This is a genomic window from Lentihominibacter sp. (assembly GCF_046951855.1).
Classification (GTDB): Bacteria; Bacillota; Clostridia; order Peptostreptococcales; family Anaerovoracaceae; genus Lentihominibacter; species Lentihominibacter hominis.
Genome location: NZ_JBKTXS010000001.1, coordinates 53,221 through 71,073, shown reverse-complemented (window position 1 = coordinate 71,073; position 17,853 = coordinate 53,221). Strand labels below are relative to the sequence as shown.

The 17,853-nt window shown below is 37.9% G+C and carries 20 protein-coding genes and 1 pseudogene; 17 read left to right on the top strand and 4 right to left on the bottom strand.

Going from position 1 to position 17,853, the window contains the following annotated elements:
* The first annotated feature begins 150 nt into the window (after positions 1-150).
* The 4 genes from ACLR96_RS00370 (at position 151) to ACLR96_RS00355 (ending at position 5,870) form a co-directional block, all read left to right on the top strand.
* Entirely contained in the window at positions 151-1,821 is a 1,671-nt protein-coding gene (locus ACLR96_RS00370) for a Na/Pi symporter (protein ID WP_177267837.1), read from the top strand.
* A gap of 68 nt (positions 1,822-1,889) precedes the next feature.
* Positions 1,890-2,579 carry a response regulator transcription factor gene (locus tag ACLR96_RS00365; protein WP_177267836.1) on the top strand — a complete coding sequence of 230 codons (690 nt, stop codon included), beginning with the start codon at positions 1,890-1,892 and terminating at the stop codon, positions 2,577-2,579.
* Positions 2,576-3,541 carry a sensor histidine kinase gene (locus ACLR96_RS00360; protein ID WP_177267835.1) on the top strand — a complete coding sequence of 322 codons (966 nt, stop codon included), beginning with the start codon at positions 2,576-2,578 and terminating at the stop codon, positions 3,539-3,541. The genes ACLR96_RS00365 and ACLR96_RS00360 overlap by 4 nt, the downstream gene beginning before the upstream one ends.
* Positions 3,542-3,563: 22 nt before the next feature.
* Positions 3,564-5,870, top strand: coding sequence for a cation:proton antiporter (locus ACLR96_RS00355; protein WP_177267834.1), 2,307 nt, complete (start codon positions 3,564-3,566; stop codon positions 5,868-5,870).
* 64 nt (positions 5,871-5,934) lie between these two features.
* Here the strand turns inward: ACLR96_RS00355 and ACLR96_RS00350 are convergent, their stop codons facing one another.
* On the bottom strand, positions 5,935-6,879 hold the full coding sequence (locus ACLR96_RS00350; RefSeq protein WP_177267833.1) for a cation transporter: 945 nt from the start codon (positions 6,877-6,879) through the stop codon (positions 5,935-5,937).
* A gap of 365 nt (positions 6,880-7,244) precedes the next feature.
* Between ACLR96_RS00350 and ACLR96_RS00345 the strand changes: the two genes are divergently transcribed.
* The 6 genes and pseudogenes from ACLR96_RS00345 to ACLR96_RS00320 form a co-directional block, all read left to right on the top strand.
* Entirely contained in the window at positions 7,245-8,468 is a 1,224-nt protein-coding gene (locus ACLR96_RS00345) for a saccharopine dehydrogenase NADP-binding domain-containing protein (protein WP_177267832.1), read from the top strand.
* A 140-nt stretch (positions 8,469-8,608) separates the two neighbouring features.
* Entirely contained in the window at positions 8,609-9,841 is a 1,233-nt protein-coding gene (locus ACLR96_RS00340; protein ID WP_177267622.1) for an MFS transporter, read from the top strand.
* A gap of 3 nt (positions 9,842-9,844) precedes the next feature.
* Entirely contained in the window at positions 9,845-10,456 is a 612-nt protein-coding gene (locus ACLR96_RS00335; protein WP_177267621.1) for a hypothetical protein, read from the top strand.
* A 69-nt stretch (positions 10,457-10,525) separates the two neighbouring features.
* Entirely contained in the window at positions 10,526-10,756 is a 231-nt protein-coding gene (locus ACLR96_RS00330; protein ID WP_243206969.1) for a spore coat associated protein CotJA, read from the top strand.
* Positions 10,753-11,007 (top strand): spore coat protein CotJB, encoded by a 255-nt coding sequence (locus ACLR96_RS00325; protein WP_187525661.1) that lies wholly within the window; start codon positions 10,753-10,755, stop codon positions 11,005-11,007. The genes ACLR96_RS00330 and ACLR96_RS00325 overlap by 4 nt, the downstream gene beginning before the upstream one ends.
* 3 nt (positions 11,008-11,010) lie before the next feature.
* Positions 11,011-11,217, top strand: a pseudogene (locus ACLR96_RS00320) (manganese catalase family protein); the annotation flags it as partial.
* A 12-nt stretch (positions 11,218-11,229) separates the two neighbouring features.
* On the opposite strand, the gene ACLR96_RS00315 reads toward ACLR96_RS00320, so the two are convergent.
* The 3 genes from ACLR96_RS00315 to ACLR96_RS00305 form a co-directional block, all read right to left on the bottom strand.
* Positions 11,230-12,855 (bottom strand): recombinase family protein, encoded by a 1,626-nt coding sequence (locus ACLR96_RS00315; RefSeq protein WP_177270680.1) that lies wholly within the window; start codon positions 12,853-12,855, stop codon positions 11,230-11,232.
* A 207-nt stretch (positions 12,856-13,062) separates the two neighbouring features.
* The gene (locus tag ACLR96_RS00310; RefSeq protein WP_177270686.1) at positions 13,063-13,446 is read right to left on the bottom strand and encodes an ImmA/IrrE family metallo-endopeptidase; all 384 of its coding nucleotides are present in this window, start codon (positions 13,444-13,446) and stop codon (positions 13,063-13,065) included.
* A 23-nt stretch (positions 13,447-13,469) separates the two neighbouring features.
* Complete coding sequence (locus ACLR96_RS00305; protein WP_412265062.1) at positions 13,470-13,793, bottom strand: helix-turn-helix domain-containing protein; 324 nt, start codon at positions 13,791-13,793, stop codon at positions 13,470-13,472.
* 182 nt (positions 13,794-13,975) lie between these two features.
* On the opposite strand from ACLR96_RS00305, the gene ACLR96_RS00300 reads away from it, so the two are divergent.
* The 7 genes from ACLR96_RS00300 to ACLR96_RS00270 all read left to right on the top strand — a co-directional run bounded on the left by ACLR96_RS00300 (position 13,976) and on the right by ACLR96_RS00270 (position 17,762).
* Positions 13,976-14,188 carry a hypothetical protein gene (locus tag ACLR96_RS00300; RefSeq protein WP_177270687.1) on the top strand — a complete coding sequence of 71 codons (213 nt, stop codon included), beginning with the start codon at positions 13,976-13,978 and terminating at the stop codon, positions 14,186-14,188.
* A 57-nt stretch (positions 14,189-14,245) separates the two neighbouring features.
* On the top strand, positions 14,246-14,401 hold the full coding sequence (locus ACLR96_RS00295; protein ID WP_177270688.1) for a hypothetical protein: 156 nt from the start codon (positions 14,246-14,248) through the stop codon (positions 14,399-14,401).
* A 30-nt stretch (positions 14,402-14,431) separates the two neighbouring features.
* On the top strand, positions 14,432-14,590 hold the full coding sequence (locus ACLR96_RS00290) for a hypothetical protein (RefSeq protein WP_177270689.1): 159 nt from the start codon (positions 14,432-14,434) through the stop codon (positions 14,588-14,590).
* Positions 14,580-15,101: a CHC2 zinc finger domain-containing protein gene (locus ACLR96_RS00285; protein WP_177270690.1), complete on the top strand. Its 522-nt coding sequence runs from the start codon at positions 14,580-14,582 to the stop codon at positions 15,099-15,101. Before ACLR96_RS00290 ends, ACLR96_RS00285 begins: the two co-directional genes overlap by 11 nt.
* Complete coding sequence (locus tag ACLR96_RS00280; RefSeq protein WP_177270691.1) at positions 15,077-16,897, top strand: DUF927 domain-containing protein; 1,821 nt, start codon at positions 15,077-15,079, stop codon at positions 16,895-16,897. Before ACLR96_RS00285 ends, ACLR96_RS00280 begins: the two co-directional genes overlap by 25 nt.
* 281 nt (positions 16,898-17,178) lie before the next feature.
* The gene (locus ACLR96_RS00275; RefSeq protein ID WP_412265061.1) at positions 17,179-17,304 is read left to right on the top strand and encodes a hypothetical protein; all 126 of its coding nucleotides are present in this window, start codon (positions 17,179-17,181) and stop codon (positions 17,302-17,304) included.
* Positions 17,305-17,345: 41 nt separating this feature from the next.
* Positions 17,346-17,762, top strand: a complete 417-nt coding sequence (locus ACLR96_RS00270; RefSeq protein ID WP_177270692.1) for a hypothetical protein — start codon at positions 17,346-17,348, stop codon at positions 17,760-17,762.
* The last annotated feature ends 91 nt before the right edge of the window (positions 17,763-17,853 follow it).

Here is a 17,853-nt window from a genome sequence, read left to right as displayed (position 1 = left end):
GTTGTCGTTTTTTGTTGAATTTTTTACAAAAACTTAATGTTTATTTAACTTTAAGTCACTTTTCCTTTACATTTAACAAATATACCATAGAATAGTAAGTTTAATTAATAATATATGAAAGAAATATCAAGAAGGAGAAGTAAAGAGAAAATGAACGGCGAAACGGTACAGATGATCATGACATTAGTCGGGGGATTAGCTCTGTTCATATTTGGTATGAACTTTATGAGTGACGGTCTTCAAAAAGCTGCGGGAGATAAAATGAGAAGTATACTGGCTTTGCTCACGAAAAATCCCGTACTGGGAGTTGTAGCGGGAGCTCTTGTAACAGCTGTACTCCAGAGCAGCAGCGCTACCACAGTTATGGTGATCGGATTTGTGAGTGCGGGACTTATGAAGCTTCCTCAGGCTATCAGTATAATACTGGGCGCAAATATAGGAACGACGATAACAGCGCAGCTCATAGCTTTTAATATAGGCGATTACGCATGGGCTTTCGTGGCGGTAGGATTTATATTGTATTTCTTTATGAAGAAGAAAGAATTTATTTCTTATATAGGCCAGACTACATTTGGCTTTGGCGTGCTGTTTGTCGGTATAAATATTATGGGAGATACCATGGAGCCGCTGGCAAGTTCACAGGTTTTTGTAGATCTTATGATGCAGGTGCAGGATATACCTGTGCTGGGGGTTTTACTGGGAACCTGTATGACTGTGATAGTACAGAGCAGTTCTGCTACAATAGCAGTACTTCAGAATCTTGCTTCAACTGCAGGCCCTGACGGTATCACCAGTATAATAGGGCTTCAGGGTGCTCTTCCTATATTGTTTGGAGATAATATAGGTACCACGATAACAGCAGTGCTGGCATCAATAGGAGCGTCAGTAACGGCAAAAAGAACAGCGGCGGCTCACGTTATATTCAATCTTACAGGAACATTGTTGTTTGTCTGGTTTATTCCTTACTATGCTAAATTTATTCAGTATATATCTCCACAAGGTGCAGAGGTTGATGTTATCTCAAGACAGATAGCAAATGCGCATCTCGGATTTAATTTGTTTAATACTATCTGGTTTATCCCTCTTATAGGAGTTCTTGTGAAAGTGGTCACAAAAATAATACCGGGAAAAGAACTGGACAAACTGCCGGCAGATCCCGTTTATCTTGACTACAATGTGCTGGAACAGCCTTTTGCGGCGATACATCTTGCTACAAAAGAACTGGTGAGACTGGGGAGGATGTCGTTTGATATGATTGTTTCTGCTCAGAAAGCCTTTATAGGCAATGACAGTGATGCTGTAAAGAAGGTTATGGAAACAGAAGATACAGTAGATGAATTGCAGGGGAAAATATTAAATTATCTTTCAGCGATGGTTTCCAGAGAAAAGACGACTGAAGAGCAGGGAGCTGAAATATCAGGGCTCATGCATGTGGCTGCGGATATAGAGCATGTAGGTGATCATTGTAAGAATATAGCAGAGTTTGCAGATGCTAAAATAAAAAATTCGTATGAATTTTCTGAAGAGGCATATTCTGAAATATACAGTTGTTTTGATCTTGCCAAGAAAATGGCTGAAGACAGCATATCTTCTCTTGAAAATGATGATTTGGAGAGAGCAAAAGGTGTGAGAATCATGGAAACAGAGATGGACACAAGAGAGAAGGAACTCAGAGCCCATCACATGGAAAGACTTACACAGAAAAAGTGTTCGCCGGAATTTACAGTTATATATACTGATGTTATACATGACATAGAGAAAATAGGCGATTACTGTAATAATATAGCAGATGCTGTTATTGAGAATCATAAAGTTGAGTAAATTTAAAAACCGTGGTACAATAATATCAGATAGTGGACTTCCGGAGTACATCAAGGAGATATACGAATATGAAAAAGATACTTATTATAGAGGATGAGCCTAATATAAGGGAGCTTATACTTTATAATTTAAAGACTAACGGATATGACGGAATTGCTGCGGAAGATGGTATAATGGGTATAACCATGGTCCACAGAGAAAAACCTGATCTTATATTACTGGATATAATGCTTCCCGGAAAGACAGGATATGATATATGTAGAGAGCTTAGGGAAGAAGGCAATAATACGCCTATTATCATGATAACTGCCAAGACGGAAGAAGTCGATAAAGTTTTGGGACTGGAGTTCGGAGCTGATGATTATATTTCAAAACCTTTTGGTATACGTGAACTTATGGCAAGGATAAAGGCTGTCCTCAGAAGATATGAGGTAACAGCGGATACCAATATGAGCAGTGATACTGTTGTTTCTGTCGGCGATTTGTGTATGAATGTGGAATGTCATGAAGTAAAAGTAGGAGAAAGGCATATAGATCTTACGCTAAAGGAGTTTGAGCTTCTCAGATATCTGGTGGAAAACAGAGGTCATGTGTTTACCAGAGATCAGCTTTTGAATAATGTCTGGGGGATAGATTATGCAGGGGAAACCAGGACTGTGGATGTCCATATAAGACATCTGAGACAAAAACTTTCAGATGGAGAAAATGAAGAGCAATATATAGAAACCATTAGAGGAAAAGGTTATAAAGTCAGATGAAAAACAAATACATTGCTTTGATAGCAGAAGCTGCTGCAGTAAACTTATTGGCTGTATTTCTTATTTGGAAACTTTATTTTGTACCGGGATTTGGCAGCCAGCAGGCAGACAATGTTTTAGAACTGACCGGAAATGGTGTTAAATTTATTGCGATCATATATATAGTAATTATGGCCTTGATAGGTATCCAAGGCTATTTTTGCATAATAAAACCTTATTCCGATAAGTTATCCGAGATGGAAAAATCAGTGGAGGAGAGTAATAAGTCCGAGGCTATAAGGAAAGAGTTTGTGGCTAATGTGAGTCATGAGCTTAAGACACCGCTTACTTCCATTTCAGGATTCATAGAAACTTTGCAGGCAGGAGCAGCTGATGATCCTGAGATACGTACGAAATTCATAGATATAATAGCTATAGAAACGTCCAGACTTAAACGACTTATACAGGATCTTTTGGTACTGTCTGACATAGAGAATAAGAAAATCGTAGGCTGTGATGAGTTTAATGTAAAAACTGCTGTGGAAAGTACAGTAGAAACATTGAAACCTATAGCAGCTCATAAAAATATAACGATACTGACAGATCTGGATGAGATGATGGATATTACCGGTTCGGTTGACAGATTTCGACAGATGATGATGAACCTTATAGAAAATGCTATAAAATATTCAGATGACGGAAAATATATCTGGGTAAACGCTTTTTTTGACGGAGAGAAAAAGGTTGTAAGCGTTAAGGACGAAGGAATAGGCATATCGAAAGAACATCACGAAAGACTTTTTGAAAGATTCTACAGAGTTGATAAGTCGAGATCAAAAAAAGCCGGAGGTACCGGGCTGGGGCTGTCCATAGTAAAGCATATTGCTGTTCTTTTCGGAGCATCACTTAAAGTTGAAAGTCAGATGGGGAAGGGAACGACATTTTTTGTCATATTTGAAAAGGAGGAAGAAGATATTACTTAGATAAACAGAAAGGAGAACTTTATTGCATCTTGATTATTTGATTTCTGATTTAGCATTGATTCTTATTGCTGCGGGAGTTGTCACTCTTATATTTAAGAAGATAAAGCTGCCCGTAGTACTCGGGTATATAGTTGCGGGTTTTCTGATAAGCCCTAATTTTTCATATATGCCTACGGTTGTGGAATCTGCAGACATACACGTATGGGCTAATATAGGTGTAGTATTTCTGATGTTTGGACTTGGTCTTGAGTTCAGCTTTAAAAAATTAGCAACGGTGGGCGGAAGTGCTTTTATAGTCGCATTGACCGTTATGACGGCCATGATTTTAATAGGCACCGGTGTGGGAAGTCTTCTCGGCTGGGACAAAATGGACTGTATTTTCTTAGGCAGTATGCTTTCTATGTCTTCTACGATGATAATTCTAAAGGCTTACGAAGAGTATAATTTAAAAAATGAAAAGTTTGCACAGCTTGTTTTAAGTACCCTGGTGATAGAAGATATCGTCGGGATATTTATGATGATAATACTTTCCACTATATCCGTCAGTCAGAGCGTGTCAGGTGCTGCCATGTTTCAGGAGATCGGTATGCTTCTCATGTATCTGGTGATATGGCTGCTTTTAGGTATATATCTGATACCAAGTCTTTTGAAAAAGATCTCAGGGCTGATGAATGATGAGATGATGCTTATAATATCCATAGCTATTTGTCTGGGTATGGTGGTCATAGCTAATTTTATAGGATTCTCAGAAGCTCTGGGAGCATTTGTCGCTGGTTCTATATTGGCAGGAACAGTCAAGGCTGGATATATAGAAAGACTTATAAATCCCATAAAGGATCTTTTCGGCGCTATATTTTTTGTTTCTGTGGGAATGATGATTGAACCGGATCTGCTTATGGAATATATAGTTCCTATTCTCATAATTACTATAGTGACTATTTTAGGACAGATGGTATTTGCAACCATAGGCATACTGCTTTCCGGACAGTCTCTCAACACAGCTATAAGAGGCGGATTCAGTATGGTTCAGATAGGTGAGTTTTCTTTCATTATCGCAACTTTGGGAACAAGTTTAGGAGTAATAAGTGATTTTCTATATCCTGTTGTTGTATGTGTATCCGTAATAACGACGTTTACTACGCCGCTGTTCATAAAGAACTCAGAAAAAGTGTATAAATTTTTGGATGAAAAACTGCCTGACGGCCTATGGGTGTTTATAAAGAAAAATACTTCCGAAAACAGAAGCAATAAGGATAAGGATAAGGACTGGTTTTCCTATATAAAGAAAGTGTTGTCAAGAACACTGATCTGTTCTGTAGTGATGTATATAATTTACTGGCTCGGCATACAGCAGCTGAGGCCCATCGCTTTGCAGTATATTTCTTCAGATATATTTGCTGATCTTGTAACAGCAGTTGTAATATGCGCAGCTATGGTACCTTTCGTAAGTCTTATGAATGGAGCTGATGATGCTCTGTTTACAAAGTTATGGTTGAAACAGAGATCGAATCGTCTTCCGCTTTTAACTCTAAAGGCTGTGAGAATACTGATTGCGGCAGGATTTGTGGCTATGGTTCTCAGAAAAATATATCATATACCGTTTATAATACTTTTGATCATCGCATTGGCCTGCATTATATTGATAGTAAGATCTGAATATATAAAGGGAATGACTATTAATATGGAAATGCGTTTTACTGAAAACTTTTCAGAAAGAGCTTTGGCCAAACAAAAAAGGGAAAGAGGTATAAGAGGAGAGTATCACTGGCTTAATGAAGAATTGTTAGTAGCTGAATTCCAAGTTACAGATACGGTGGAAAATAAAACTATTCATGATTTTACAAAGAGCAGAGCTTTCAGAGTAACCATAATCAAGATCATAAGAGGGGATAAATACATAAATCTCCCTACATCTTCAGAACCTGTAATGGAGGGAGATATACTTCATATGATGGGCACAGAAGCCGAGATTGATGCATGTACTATACTTTTGGAGAAGGATGAGTGTATCGAGTACACCGATAAGGACGATATAATCCTGAAAGATTATATATACAGACAAACTTTCTATGGTATCACACCTGAAGAACAATTGATCTGTTGTCCTATAAATGTTGAACCGGGTTCTGAATTCAGTAAAAAATCTATAAAACATTCAAGGATCCGTGAGAAATACAGAGGAACAATAATAGGTATAGAAAGAGGGAATCTGACTATAATAAGTCCTGATGTGGAAACGATAATACAGCCGAGAGATCTCATATGGGCTCTGGGAAACAAACGAATGGCAGATTCTCTTGTAAAGGGCAAAGTCTTCGATGATCAGTGAAGAAAAATAAATATAGAAATAACGCAGTTTAAAATGCTGCGTTATTTTTTATACATGATAATGTTTAAGCGGGTGTCGTATCAGGATCGATTTCGGGGATAAGTTCGACAAATATATCATGATATTGAGGTTTCAGTTTTTCGATTATTTCGTTATGAGCCTGCTTAAGCGCATTTATGCTTATAAGATCATCCTTTTGTGTGATATATATATCTACCCATACCTTTCTTCCTGTTTTTACTACATCAAGGAAATCAATATATAAGTCAAAGCTTTCAAGAGTTTCATTGGCGGCAGTTCGTATATCACTGACAACTTCCTTTTCCGGCGCAATCAATACAAGGCTTTTTAATGCATCCCATATCATAGTTATAGGTTCTTTTGCCAGAAGAAGAGCCATTATGATGGCTATGGCCGGATCGATATATGGGACTATCCATGATAAAGGTGTTATCTGAAGAAGAAGTTGTATTAGGAAGGCCAGGCCTACTCCGCCTGTACTGTAAGCATCCAGTTTCCATATATATAGCTCGGCGCTTACCGTAGGTGATGAGAAATGTCTGTTCATATGCCTTAATATGAAATACATGGCTATACATGATACTGATATGAACAATTCGAATGCAGCTATAGCGCCTGCGTTTACAATATGACCTCCGTCCAAAATAAGTTTAGCACTGTCAATGAGAAGCTGTATATCGAGAAAAAACAGAATTCCGCATTTTATTATTATAAAAAGAGATTCCATCTGAGCAAAACCATATGGCCATTTTTCAGTTACAGGTTTATATAGCTTGGGGACAAGTATCATGAACGGCCCAAGCATGGCCAGATCCACCAGATCGTATACGCAGTCCATGAGGACTGCTTGAGAATGTGTGAAGAAAGCGGCAGCGCATTCCGATAAGAGAAAGAGAGTACTGCCTATGAAAGATAATCTGAGAATTTTTTTTTCTGATTTTAGTTTTTGTTTTAAATTAAGATCTTGTGATGTCGTACTGTCATCCACAATTTCACTCCTTTCTACAAGTATAAATTATACATCGTGCATATATTATTATATTGCTGTATTTTAATACTATATTGCTGAAAAGCGTTGCGCGCTTTTCAGCAATATGATTATTATAATTTTTTTGTGCAGAAAAAGAAATAAGATTGCTGCAAATCTGCAGATAACACTATAGTGTTATTGAAAAATCTCCTCTGATTGCATAAAATCAAGGCATTAAGGGGCTTCTGATGTACAGTCTTCCATTAAGGAGGGAAGACTTGCATTAGATATAATAAGTGTGGTATTGTTATTAATAGAGAAGTCATTGTAAGTTGGTAATAATCATAATCAATGAACTGAAAAAAGAAAAGGAGAAAGCAAAAATGGGTAAGAAAATACTGGTATTAGGAACAGGCGCGCAGGGTTCAACAGTAGCACAGAGAATGGATGAAGAAGCAAATGTTGAAAAGATCATCTGTGCAGATGCCGATCACAAAGCAGTAGATGAGCTTGTAAAGATCTTAAAGAAAGCAGAAGGAGCTTACGTAGATGCAGATGATGTTGAAAGCATCAAGAAGGCAGCAGAAGGCGTAGACCTTATCGTAAACGCACTGCCAATCAGATTCGCACCAAAAGTACTTGATGCGGCGCTGGCAGTAAAGGCAAACTATCAGGACTTTGCGGCTACAGACGTACTGGATCCATGGTGGCCTACATGCGTAGAGATCATGTACAATGATTATGGCAAGAAATTCGCAGAGATCGGAAAACTGGCTATTATAGGTACAGGATCAGCACCCGGAATGATGTGCGTGGCAACAAAGAGCTCAATGAGATATCTTGATACTTGTGATGATATCCTTATGATGGTATATGAAGGAGTAGAGGCTAAGAGATTCTTACCTTTCTGGTGGTCACCGTTCACAGCATTATCCGACATGACAGACCCTACATTTGCACTTAAGGACGGAGTACTTGTGGAAACAGAACCGCATTCACTGCCGGTAACAAGACACTTTAAGGGATGCGCAAAGGAAGTAACACTTGTAGAGCATGCCCATGACGAGACAGTATACATGGGACTGAACAAGGATACTCATTTTAAGGGAGCAAAGAACATCAACTTCAAGTACGGCGGAGTAGGAATCGAATTTTCAACACCGCTTTACAGAGCAGGCCTTTTAAACAGAGAAGAGGAGACATATAAGGGACACACATTCATCCCATTTGATGTAATCGTATCACATCTGCCGCCTGCACCAAAGTATCATGATGAGATCAAGGAAATCTTAGATGAAGGCCTTGTAAAGGACGAAGGAGCATTCGTAGTAGAAGCGACAGGAACAAAGGACGGCAAGAAGGTAATGGTAGAGACATACCTTTATGCGCCCGGATGTGAGGAAAGCTTTAAGAGAGCAGGTATTACAGGAGAACAGTATCTGACAGGACAGTGCGGATCATTATTCACAAAGATGTTTGTAAATGATGATTATGATCAGACAGGACTTCTTTCATCAGATATGCTGACATATGAAGAATGCGACAAGTATCTTGCATATGCTGCTAAACTGGACATCACTCTTGAGACTGAAGTTAAGCCTCTTTAATTAGTTAACTTTGAATATATGATATAATAAAAGGAGAAGATCGCATCGTCTTACGGTGCGATCACTCCTTTTTTGATTGTGGTATTTGTAAAGAAATGGTATATTTAGTATATTATAATGACTTCGGAGGAAGATGGAATATGAGCAGAAAAGTGTTGCTGAATTTGGATTACGCTTTAATACAAGGTATGTACTGGGCTTTTTATGTTGTGGCAGGTCTTTTCGTATCAGTGTATATGTTAGGCAAAGGATATTCCAATACTTCTATAGGAGTTGTCATTGCGGCCGGCAATATTATAGCTGTATTTTTTCAAAGTGTTCTTGCTGATGCCACTGATAAATCGAGACGTCTGAATAACATATTGGTGATAAAGATACTTGTTGCTTTTTTATTTATTCTGACTTTATCAGTATTGGTGATCGGACACAGATCTTTGATGCTTACAATATTTTATACAGCTCTTATAGTCTTTCATACGGCGCTGCATCCTTTTATTAATTCTGTAAGTTTCACATTGGAAGAAAGCGGATATCATATAAGCTTTGGGATAGGCAGAAGTATGGGCTCTTTAAGCGCCGCAGTTTTGGGGCTTGTCATGGGATACTTTGTCACTGGTTTCGGAGTGGATGTGATACCTTTCTCCGGACTTGTGATACTGTTTTTGATGGAAGGCTTCGTTATAATGACTGATCGCTGTTATAAAAAGGTATGTAATGAAAATAATGTTTGGAATAAGCATACAAATATTAAAGATGAAGTAAATATCTCTGATAGAACCATAGATTTCAAAGAATTTATGACTGGCAATATTAGATTTGTCATTTTGAGCGCCGGTGTAGTTGCTTTATTTTTTGGAAATGTTATATTAGAAAATTTTACCATACAAATTTTAGAAAATATAGGAGGAGATACTAAACAGCTTGGAATAATTATTTTTGTTATGGCTATGCTTGAAATGCCTGCTATGTTATTTTTTGACAGGATAAGAGGTTTTTTTTCTTATACTTTCCTTTTGAAGCTGTCTGCTGTATTTTTTTCAGTGAAGATAATTATGATGTATATAGCAGATTCAATGATATTGATATATATTGCTCAGATAAACCAAATACTTGGATATGGACTAATGTTTCCTGCCATGGTGGGTTTTATAGATAATATAATGTCAAAAGAAGAAGCAGTTAGAGGGCAGGCTGTATTTACAACAGCCATAACTGCCGGAAATGTGCTTGGATGTATATTGGGAGGAAGGATACTTGATGTATCATCGGTAGAATCGCTTCTCCTTATAAGTTCTGCCATAACTGTAGCAGGAGCTGTTATTATATTTGCTGTAGTTGATAAGATAAGAATATATGAATTTAAAGAGGGATGAAGAATGAGTGAAAAGAAGGAACTGCAATATTTTAATATAGGGAAATCATACGGTGGAAATCAAAGATGGATGATGGATCCGTGGATGCATGTAGGTGGGTGTGCGGCACTGACTACGTGCGATGCTTTGATATACTTTTCTCTTTATAAAGAGAAACCACATCTTTGCCCTTATAAAGGGGATTCTATGACGAAACATCAATATAGAAAATTCGGTATGTCTGTGAGACCTTATCTTCAGCCCAGACAATCAGGAATAAAAGATATTGATACATATATACAAGGAGTAAAGATTTATCTTGAAGATATAGGAGAAGATACCATTACTGTTTCCGGGATAGAGGGAAGTGAACTTTATGAAACAGCAGAAGAAGCTATAAAAGAAAAGATAGATGTCGGAATTCCGGTGCCGTATCTAATGCTTAAGCACTATAATAAAAAGTTTGATTTTTTTGAATGGCACTGGTTTCTTGTTATAGGTTATGAGATACGTGAAGATGGGTTTTATATAAAGGCGGCTACTTACGGAAAAAGTTACTGGCTGTCTCTCAGAGAGCTTTGGGATACCGGTTTTGAAGAAAAGGGAGGGATTATACTCTTTAGTATTTTAAAGTAACAGGCAGATGCACGAAATAAATTTCTTGTCATATTATAAAAGATACTAATGTGAAAGGAGATTTTTGTTTTGAATTGTAACAACACATCTAATGAAAGATGTTCATTATATTGCGAAGATTCTGGGCGTCAGCCCGGAGGCTGCGGAGAAAACGGATGGGATTACAATAGATTTCCTGTGGGAATGACTTATACACCTATGCAGCCATGGGAAAATCTTTATGATTTGACTAATGGTCTAAGACGGGGAACTATTTTTCCGAGTCTTGATCTTTCTTTCAGTGGGGGTGATCGCAGATGACTTCCAAAAATGATTTGCTGAGACAGATACAGCAGTTTAATTTTGCAATGATTGAGCTTGCACTGTATCTTGATAATCAGCCGGACTGTCAGAATGCGCTGGCTATGTATGCTCGGGTACGAATGGAATATCTCAGAGTCAGAAAAGAGTATGAGGACAGGTATGGTCCTTTGAGTTATGATGGCATTGATACTGCAGGGAATGGCTGGTCATGGCTTGACGGGCCGTGGCCGTGGGAAGGAGAGGAATAGTTTATGTGGACGTATGAGAAAAGACTGGAGTATCCGGTTAATATAAAGAATCCAAACCCTGCCATGGCTAAATTTATCATAAGCCAGGTGGGAGGTCCTGACGGAGAACTTGCTGCATCGCAGCGCTATCTGTCGCAGCGGTATTCTATGCCTTATAATGAGGCAAAAGCTACACTGACTGATGTGGGAACTGAAGAACTGGCTCATCTGTGATGGAAATGATTACAGACGCAGTTTTATATCTATATGAAAGGGAGGGGAATACCAGTTACCTCCCGACTTTAAGTCTTTGGGGTCTATTCCATAGCTTAGGCAGTTCTTTTTAGTGATCCTCACGGGTGATTCTCTCGTGTAGTCTATCCGTTCGATTATGCTTTTCAGATAGTTGTTTTTCAGCTCTGCTGATACCTCCGGATTTTTAAGTGCGGCAAGCGAATCTGAGAATTTTATTATTTTCTCCTGATAGTTTTCTTTTTTAGGCATAGTGTCGTAAGCCTTTCGCAGTGATTTTCGTGTTTCGTTTTTTTCTTTCAGAAGTTTTTCATTCAGTCTGTCGAATACTGACTTGGGCATGGCTCTTTCGGTATACATTTCCCACTGCCTGACTTCTTTATCTTCGAGTTCTTTCAGCTTAACCGCAAGCTCTTTTACAAGCTTTTCATGAAGTATTATGTTTTCGCCGGAGTCTTTTTCAATAAGTATCTCAAACTCGCTGATACAGCTTGTCAGAACGTCACAGATACGTTCCATCATTTCATCGTATTTGACGGACCCTGTATTACAGTGGATCTGGCCGTCGCATAAAAGGCGAGGCTCCGATCTGAGAGTGCCGTCGGTATTTTTATATGTACGAAAAGACATGGATCTTCCGCATTTACAGTAGAGAAGTCCCGCAAGGGGATTTCTGACTTTTGTATTGGCTTTCGCCCTGTGGACTTTTCCGGTTCTTTCCTGAGCCTTCATGAATAAGCTGGTTGATACGATTCCTTTATGTTTTCCTTCGAATACTAAATGATTTTTTGACTTTGGTCTGGTCTTGATAACTTCCTGATCTGAGACGATTCTCTCTACTTTTCGCCAATTCCATTTTACTTTGCCTATGTAGTGTACATTGGAAAGCATATCCTTTAGTGTAGCAGAAGACCAGTAATCTCCTTTGGGCGGCTTTATCTTCAGGTCGTCTAAATATCTGCATATGCTGTCTCTACTCATGTTCTCATCGGCGTAGAGTCGAAATATCATGCGTACGATATCGGCTTCGCTTTTCTTCTCTTCAAGAGTAGGACATTTCTTTTTTCCTTCCGTTATAAAGATCTTGTTATAGCCGTAAGGCGGAACTGACCCCAGATAGTTGCCTTCCTGCACTGAAAGAAGCCTGCCTCTGGATTGTATCTTTTTAAAATATTCCAGATATTCATTTCCCCGCTTAAGTTCGCGTTCAAATGCATCACGGTCATAATCATCGGTAAGATCATATACCTTATATGGAGTAAGGACAAAGGTTCCTGTATAACGAAGCAGCTTTATAAGGCGGCCGGCATCTTCAAGGTCCCCACGGGACAGCCTTTGAACCTCCACAACAAGAACAGCTTTTATCTGAGGCGACTCTATTTCTTTTAAGAGTTTAAGCATTTCCGGTCTGCCGTCTATGGTTTCGGAAGAAGCGATTTCACGATAGATATTTTTTTCGGGAATTTTCCCTCCGAGATTTCTTTCAGAGTATTCCATGAGGAGTTTTTCATGTTTCTCAAGGACTTCCCCGACGGACATAAGAGGATCGTCAGAACGGGATTTTCTTAAGTATTCAATTACTTCATTGTTAGAAAACTGTATCATTTCACGGAACATATAATACATCCCTCCCATATAAAATATTTAAAAATGGGTATAAAAATACCCGGAATTTGATAAAACCGGGTCTGAATAATATTAGATTTGTATCATCTTTCAGCTTTACAAAATAAAATGCTTTTAGGCTGCGCCAATCCTTCTTGCAAAAGAAATGCTGTCAAGGGAAAAAGCTTCAAAGGTATACTTTACGTCAGATTGATATTTTTAGACATCTAAAATTCTATAATATTTTAATGCATCTCTCAAAAATTCCTCGTCAATATCCAGATAATCGGCCATATCCCATATTTCTGTATGACCGTCGGAAATAGCAAAATGTATGTATTCTATAGGAACTATTTTTTCATATGCCCATTTTCTGGCGAGCAGTTCCTGCTTTCGATTGCTGATGTTGTTTTGGTCAAGTATGTCTCCGCTGCTTGTTTCGTAGTGTCCTATTTCTTCTGCAAGTATGGAATACCTTTTGACTGACGGCATATTTTTATTTATCCATATACAGCCGTCGGCATATAAACCGTCATTTTTCATTGGCCGCTCTTCTATATACAGGTTATCATATTCTGCCATGAGCTGTTCATGTTTTGTCATGATGTCACCTCACATAATAACAATTATCTGTTCCTTTTCGATAAAACAAATTTTTTAAATTCTTCTATTTCATTGAGTTCCTCATCTGTCCAGTCTTCTTTGTCGTGATGGGCAGCAATAGTATGGACAGATATACTGTTTTCTGGAATATCGTCATCTGCCAGATAGTCCAGTGAGCAACCGAAATATGATGAGAGCTTTTTTAAGGTTGAAAGTTTTATGTTTTCAGTTCCCTTTTTATAGAATCCATCTATGGTAGTGTAAGGAACACCTGAATCTTTGGACAGCTGACTTTTGTTTATATTCTTGTCTTTCATCAGCTTATCTAATTTTGTGAGAAAACTCATCCTCAGAACTCCTTTCTATTGTTTTAAAGTAATTTTAACGTAAATTTATTCCCTTGTAAAGTAATAATTTTACCTTATATAAAAAAATACTACGATAAAAGGTAAAAAAATATTGACTAATACCCTGCATAGTAGTATAGTGTGGGAAAGAATTACCTTGTAAGGTAGAAAGGAGTTAAGCAATGTTAAAGAATCTTATAGCAGAAATGGCCAGGAAGGATATTTTATACAGAGATCTCGCTGGAGTAATAAACAGAGATGAAAAATCTATATCAAATAAAATTTCCTGTAGGACTGAATTCAACAGAAAGGAGATGTTAGAAATAAAGAGGACATTTTTTCCGGAATATTCTCTCGATTATCTTTTTGAACAGATAGAAGAACAGAATATCTGAGATTCTATAAGAATAGGACAAAATTACATCTTATATAAATTTTAAAGAGGTGATGAGATGTTTAAAAAGAATGTGAAAGAAGTGAAATACTCGAATGCTTATGTAAAAATACAAAGACCTGAGCTGACAGAGAAGGAAAGAGAGTATCGCACGAGGAGGTTTAAAAAAGCGGCTTTAGATCTCGTGAAAGGAGTAAAAGGGTTTCCGGGATAGATTTCCGGATATATAAAAGGAGGACAAGTCATGACAGTCAGGGCAGCGGCAGTGATTATCATTATTATTTGTACGTCAGTAATTTTAATTGAGTATATACAGCGGGGAGAATTCGCAGTTGGAACCGAGTGGCTGCTGCCGATAGTTGCGTGTATTGCAGTGCCTTTAAGAGAGGAAAATGATAGATAAGGAGAATATTCAAAGAATACGGGAAGCGGTCAAGGTAAGGGATGTTATGGAGTTTTACGGGATCAGGTTTAATAGATATGGATTTGCTAAATGCCCATTTCATCATGAAAAAACAGCAAGTATGTCTGTGAAAAATGAACATTATAAGTGTTTCGGATGTGGGGAATATGGAGATGTAATAGATTTTATGATGCGGTATCACAAAATCAGGTTCACAGAGGCTCTTACAAAGCTTGATAATGATTTTCATTTAAGAATAATGAAAAGAAGGCCGACATACAGGCAGCATAAGCAGCATGTAGAGAACCTGTGCATAGTAAAAGCAGAAATAAAATGGAAAAAGAGTATTTGCAGTGAGTATTCTACTATTTGTGAAGTGAGATCTGTCCTTTATGGGAGGCTGATGGCAGGTGAGATTTGGCTTAGAGAGATCGTAGAAAAGCTTGATATGCTGCTCGAGGATTTTTCAGGAGAGGAGGCAAGAGCGTGGGAAATAGCCATAAGAACGTAGAGGAATATACGAAAGAAGACTTTCTTAGCGGGGGAGCACCTTTTGAGAAAGTCTATAAATATATAGATGATCCTTTTGAATTGGAGATACAGATAGAAAAGATGTGTCATATAGCAAAAGACTTTGGGGTGAGAAATTTTAAGACACTGTTTAAAGGTTATTGCAAGAAGATGAAGCTGGCTCAGACAAGCTTGTATGTGGATAATGTGACGGATTTCGAAGGCCAGCCGCTGAACTTAGTCACAGGTATATGGCAAGCTGATGATTTGGGAATAACCAGAGAAGGGCCTTTAGGGTCGGAGATAACAGCATGTGTACATCCAATTCTTCCTGTAGAAAGACTGATAAATATTGATACAGGTATCGAGAAGTTGAAAATTGCTTACCGGAGAGGGAGCCGGTGGCGCAGTATTGTATCTGAAAGAAAACAGCTGGCCTCTTCATCAGCTATTATAGGAATAGCTGATTACGGAGTGGCAGTAACCTCAGAGACAGCCAAACATCTTGTGCAGTATATACATGATGTGGAAAATCTTAATTATGAAAATATTCCCGAATACAGTTCTGTATCTCGGCTTGGGTGGATTAGTTCCGATAAGTTTTCTCCATATGTGGATGATCTTATATTTGACGGGAATACAACTTTCCAGAGTTTTTATGACTCTGTGACTCAGAGTGGAGATGCTGACAGATGGATAAATTTTGTAAGGGAAATAAGAAAAGAAGATAATGTGCCTATTAAGATTGTACTGGCAGCATCATTTGCCTCGGTATTGGTGAAGCCATGCAACTGTCTTCCTTTTTTTCTTCATCTCTGGAACGGATCAGGGAATGGGAAGACAGTAGCGTTGATGCTGGCGGCATCAGTCTGGGCTAATCCTGCCATCGGGGAGTATATACATACATTCGATAGTACAGATGTGGGACAAGAGGTTTCAGCCGGCTTCGTAAATTCAATGCCATTAATACTGGATGAATTACAAATTCAGAAAGATAGAAAAGATTTTGACAAAATTGTTTACAGATTGTGTGAGGGAGTGGGAAGGGTAAGAGGTGCAAGGACAGGAGGTCTTCAAAAAAACTATACGTGGAAGAACTGTATAATTACTAATGGAGAGTCCCCGATAACTTCTTCTCATTCAGGGGCCGGAGCAGTAAACAGAATAATCGAGATAAATACAGAGGGAACTAATTTTTTTAAAGATGCCAGGTATGTAGCAGAGTTTATCCAGGATAATTATGGATATGCCGGGAAAATATTTGTTGAAAAACTTATGGATAAAGAAGTCATGAAGCTGGCAAAGTATACACAAAAAAATTTTTTTGAAAAACTGTCAGGAAAAGATATAACGGAAAAACAAGTTCTTGCCGCCAGCTTGATTTTGACGGCAGATGCGCTTACTGATTTGTTTATATTCAAAGATGGCAATGGTCTTACGTTGGATGAAATAACGAAGTTTTTATCTACTCACAGTGAAGTTTCTTCTAATATCAGAGCTTTGGAATGGATGATGGACTGGATTGCACAGAACAGCAAAAAGTTCAGTGGAAAAGACGATATTTCAGAAATCTGGGGAAAGATTAATTTTGATAAGGTGGCTGTAATAAGAGATGTATTTAATAAAGCCTGTATTGAAAATGGATATAATCCATCATCGTTTCTTTCATGGCTAAAACGAAACGGGAGAATAGAAACAGAAGGAAGAGGATATACGAAAAGAATAAGAATGAATGGGGTAAAATGTCAATGTGTCATATTAAAAACTGAAGGAGAAATATCACGGGGATTTTATTAGATGCATGAAGATGAATGGATCATGTGCTGACGGTTCGGACAGTGTGATATTGATAGATTGATTGTAACTCAAAGACTTTTAAAGGATATTGAGCCGTCCGATCTGAATAAAGGAGATCAGATAATACAGGCGTTACAAATATAATAGGAAGGAATATGTTTTATCAGAATATGTACAGAAAGTGTTCGGACGTTCGGATGTATCAGATAATATATAAACTGAAGTATATAGGGTGCCCGTACGCTGATTAAGGACAGGATACGGACATTAAGGAGTTGGAAATGAAAAGTATAAGAGAACGGATATATGAATATGAGTATAAAAAATTTATATTGAGTATAATCTTAAAATCACCGAAGGCTCTGGAGAGAGAATTGAAACGTTTGGCGAAACAGCTAAAAATATAATTATATATCAGAAAATTAATAAGGAAAGGAAGATAGAAGCGATGACAAAAGTACGTCTTAAGAGATTAAGAGCATTGATAAAAGAAGCAGAACATTTACAGGAAGAATTGAAAGCTGCACCATACATAACGGGAGATATTGTTACAGATTCAGTTAAGGATTACAGAACAGGATATCCGAGAAGGCTTAGTATAACGGGGTATGAAAGACATCCCAATTACAGTCTGAAAACAAAGATAGAAAGACGTCTTCTGCTTATCAAAAAGGAAGTAAGCCAGATGGATGAGTGGCTCAAAACAATCGAAGATCCGCAGATACGTGATATTTTAATTATGCAGTACCGGAATGGAAGGACTCAGGAACAGATTGCAGATGAACTGGGATACACAAGGGGAGGTATAGCTGCTAAGTTAAAAAGATTTTGGGATTCCCAAAGTGAAACACAAAAAACAAAATAGATGTTATATAATGATATCACGGAAAGATAGGTAAGGTCATATATGCATTTCCTATAATTAAAGTATATATTGAAAAACTCCCAATAGGGAG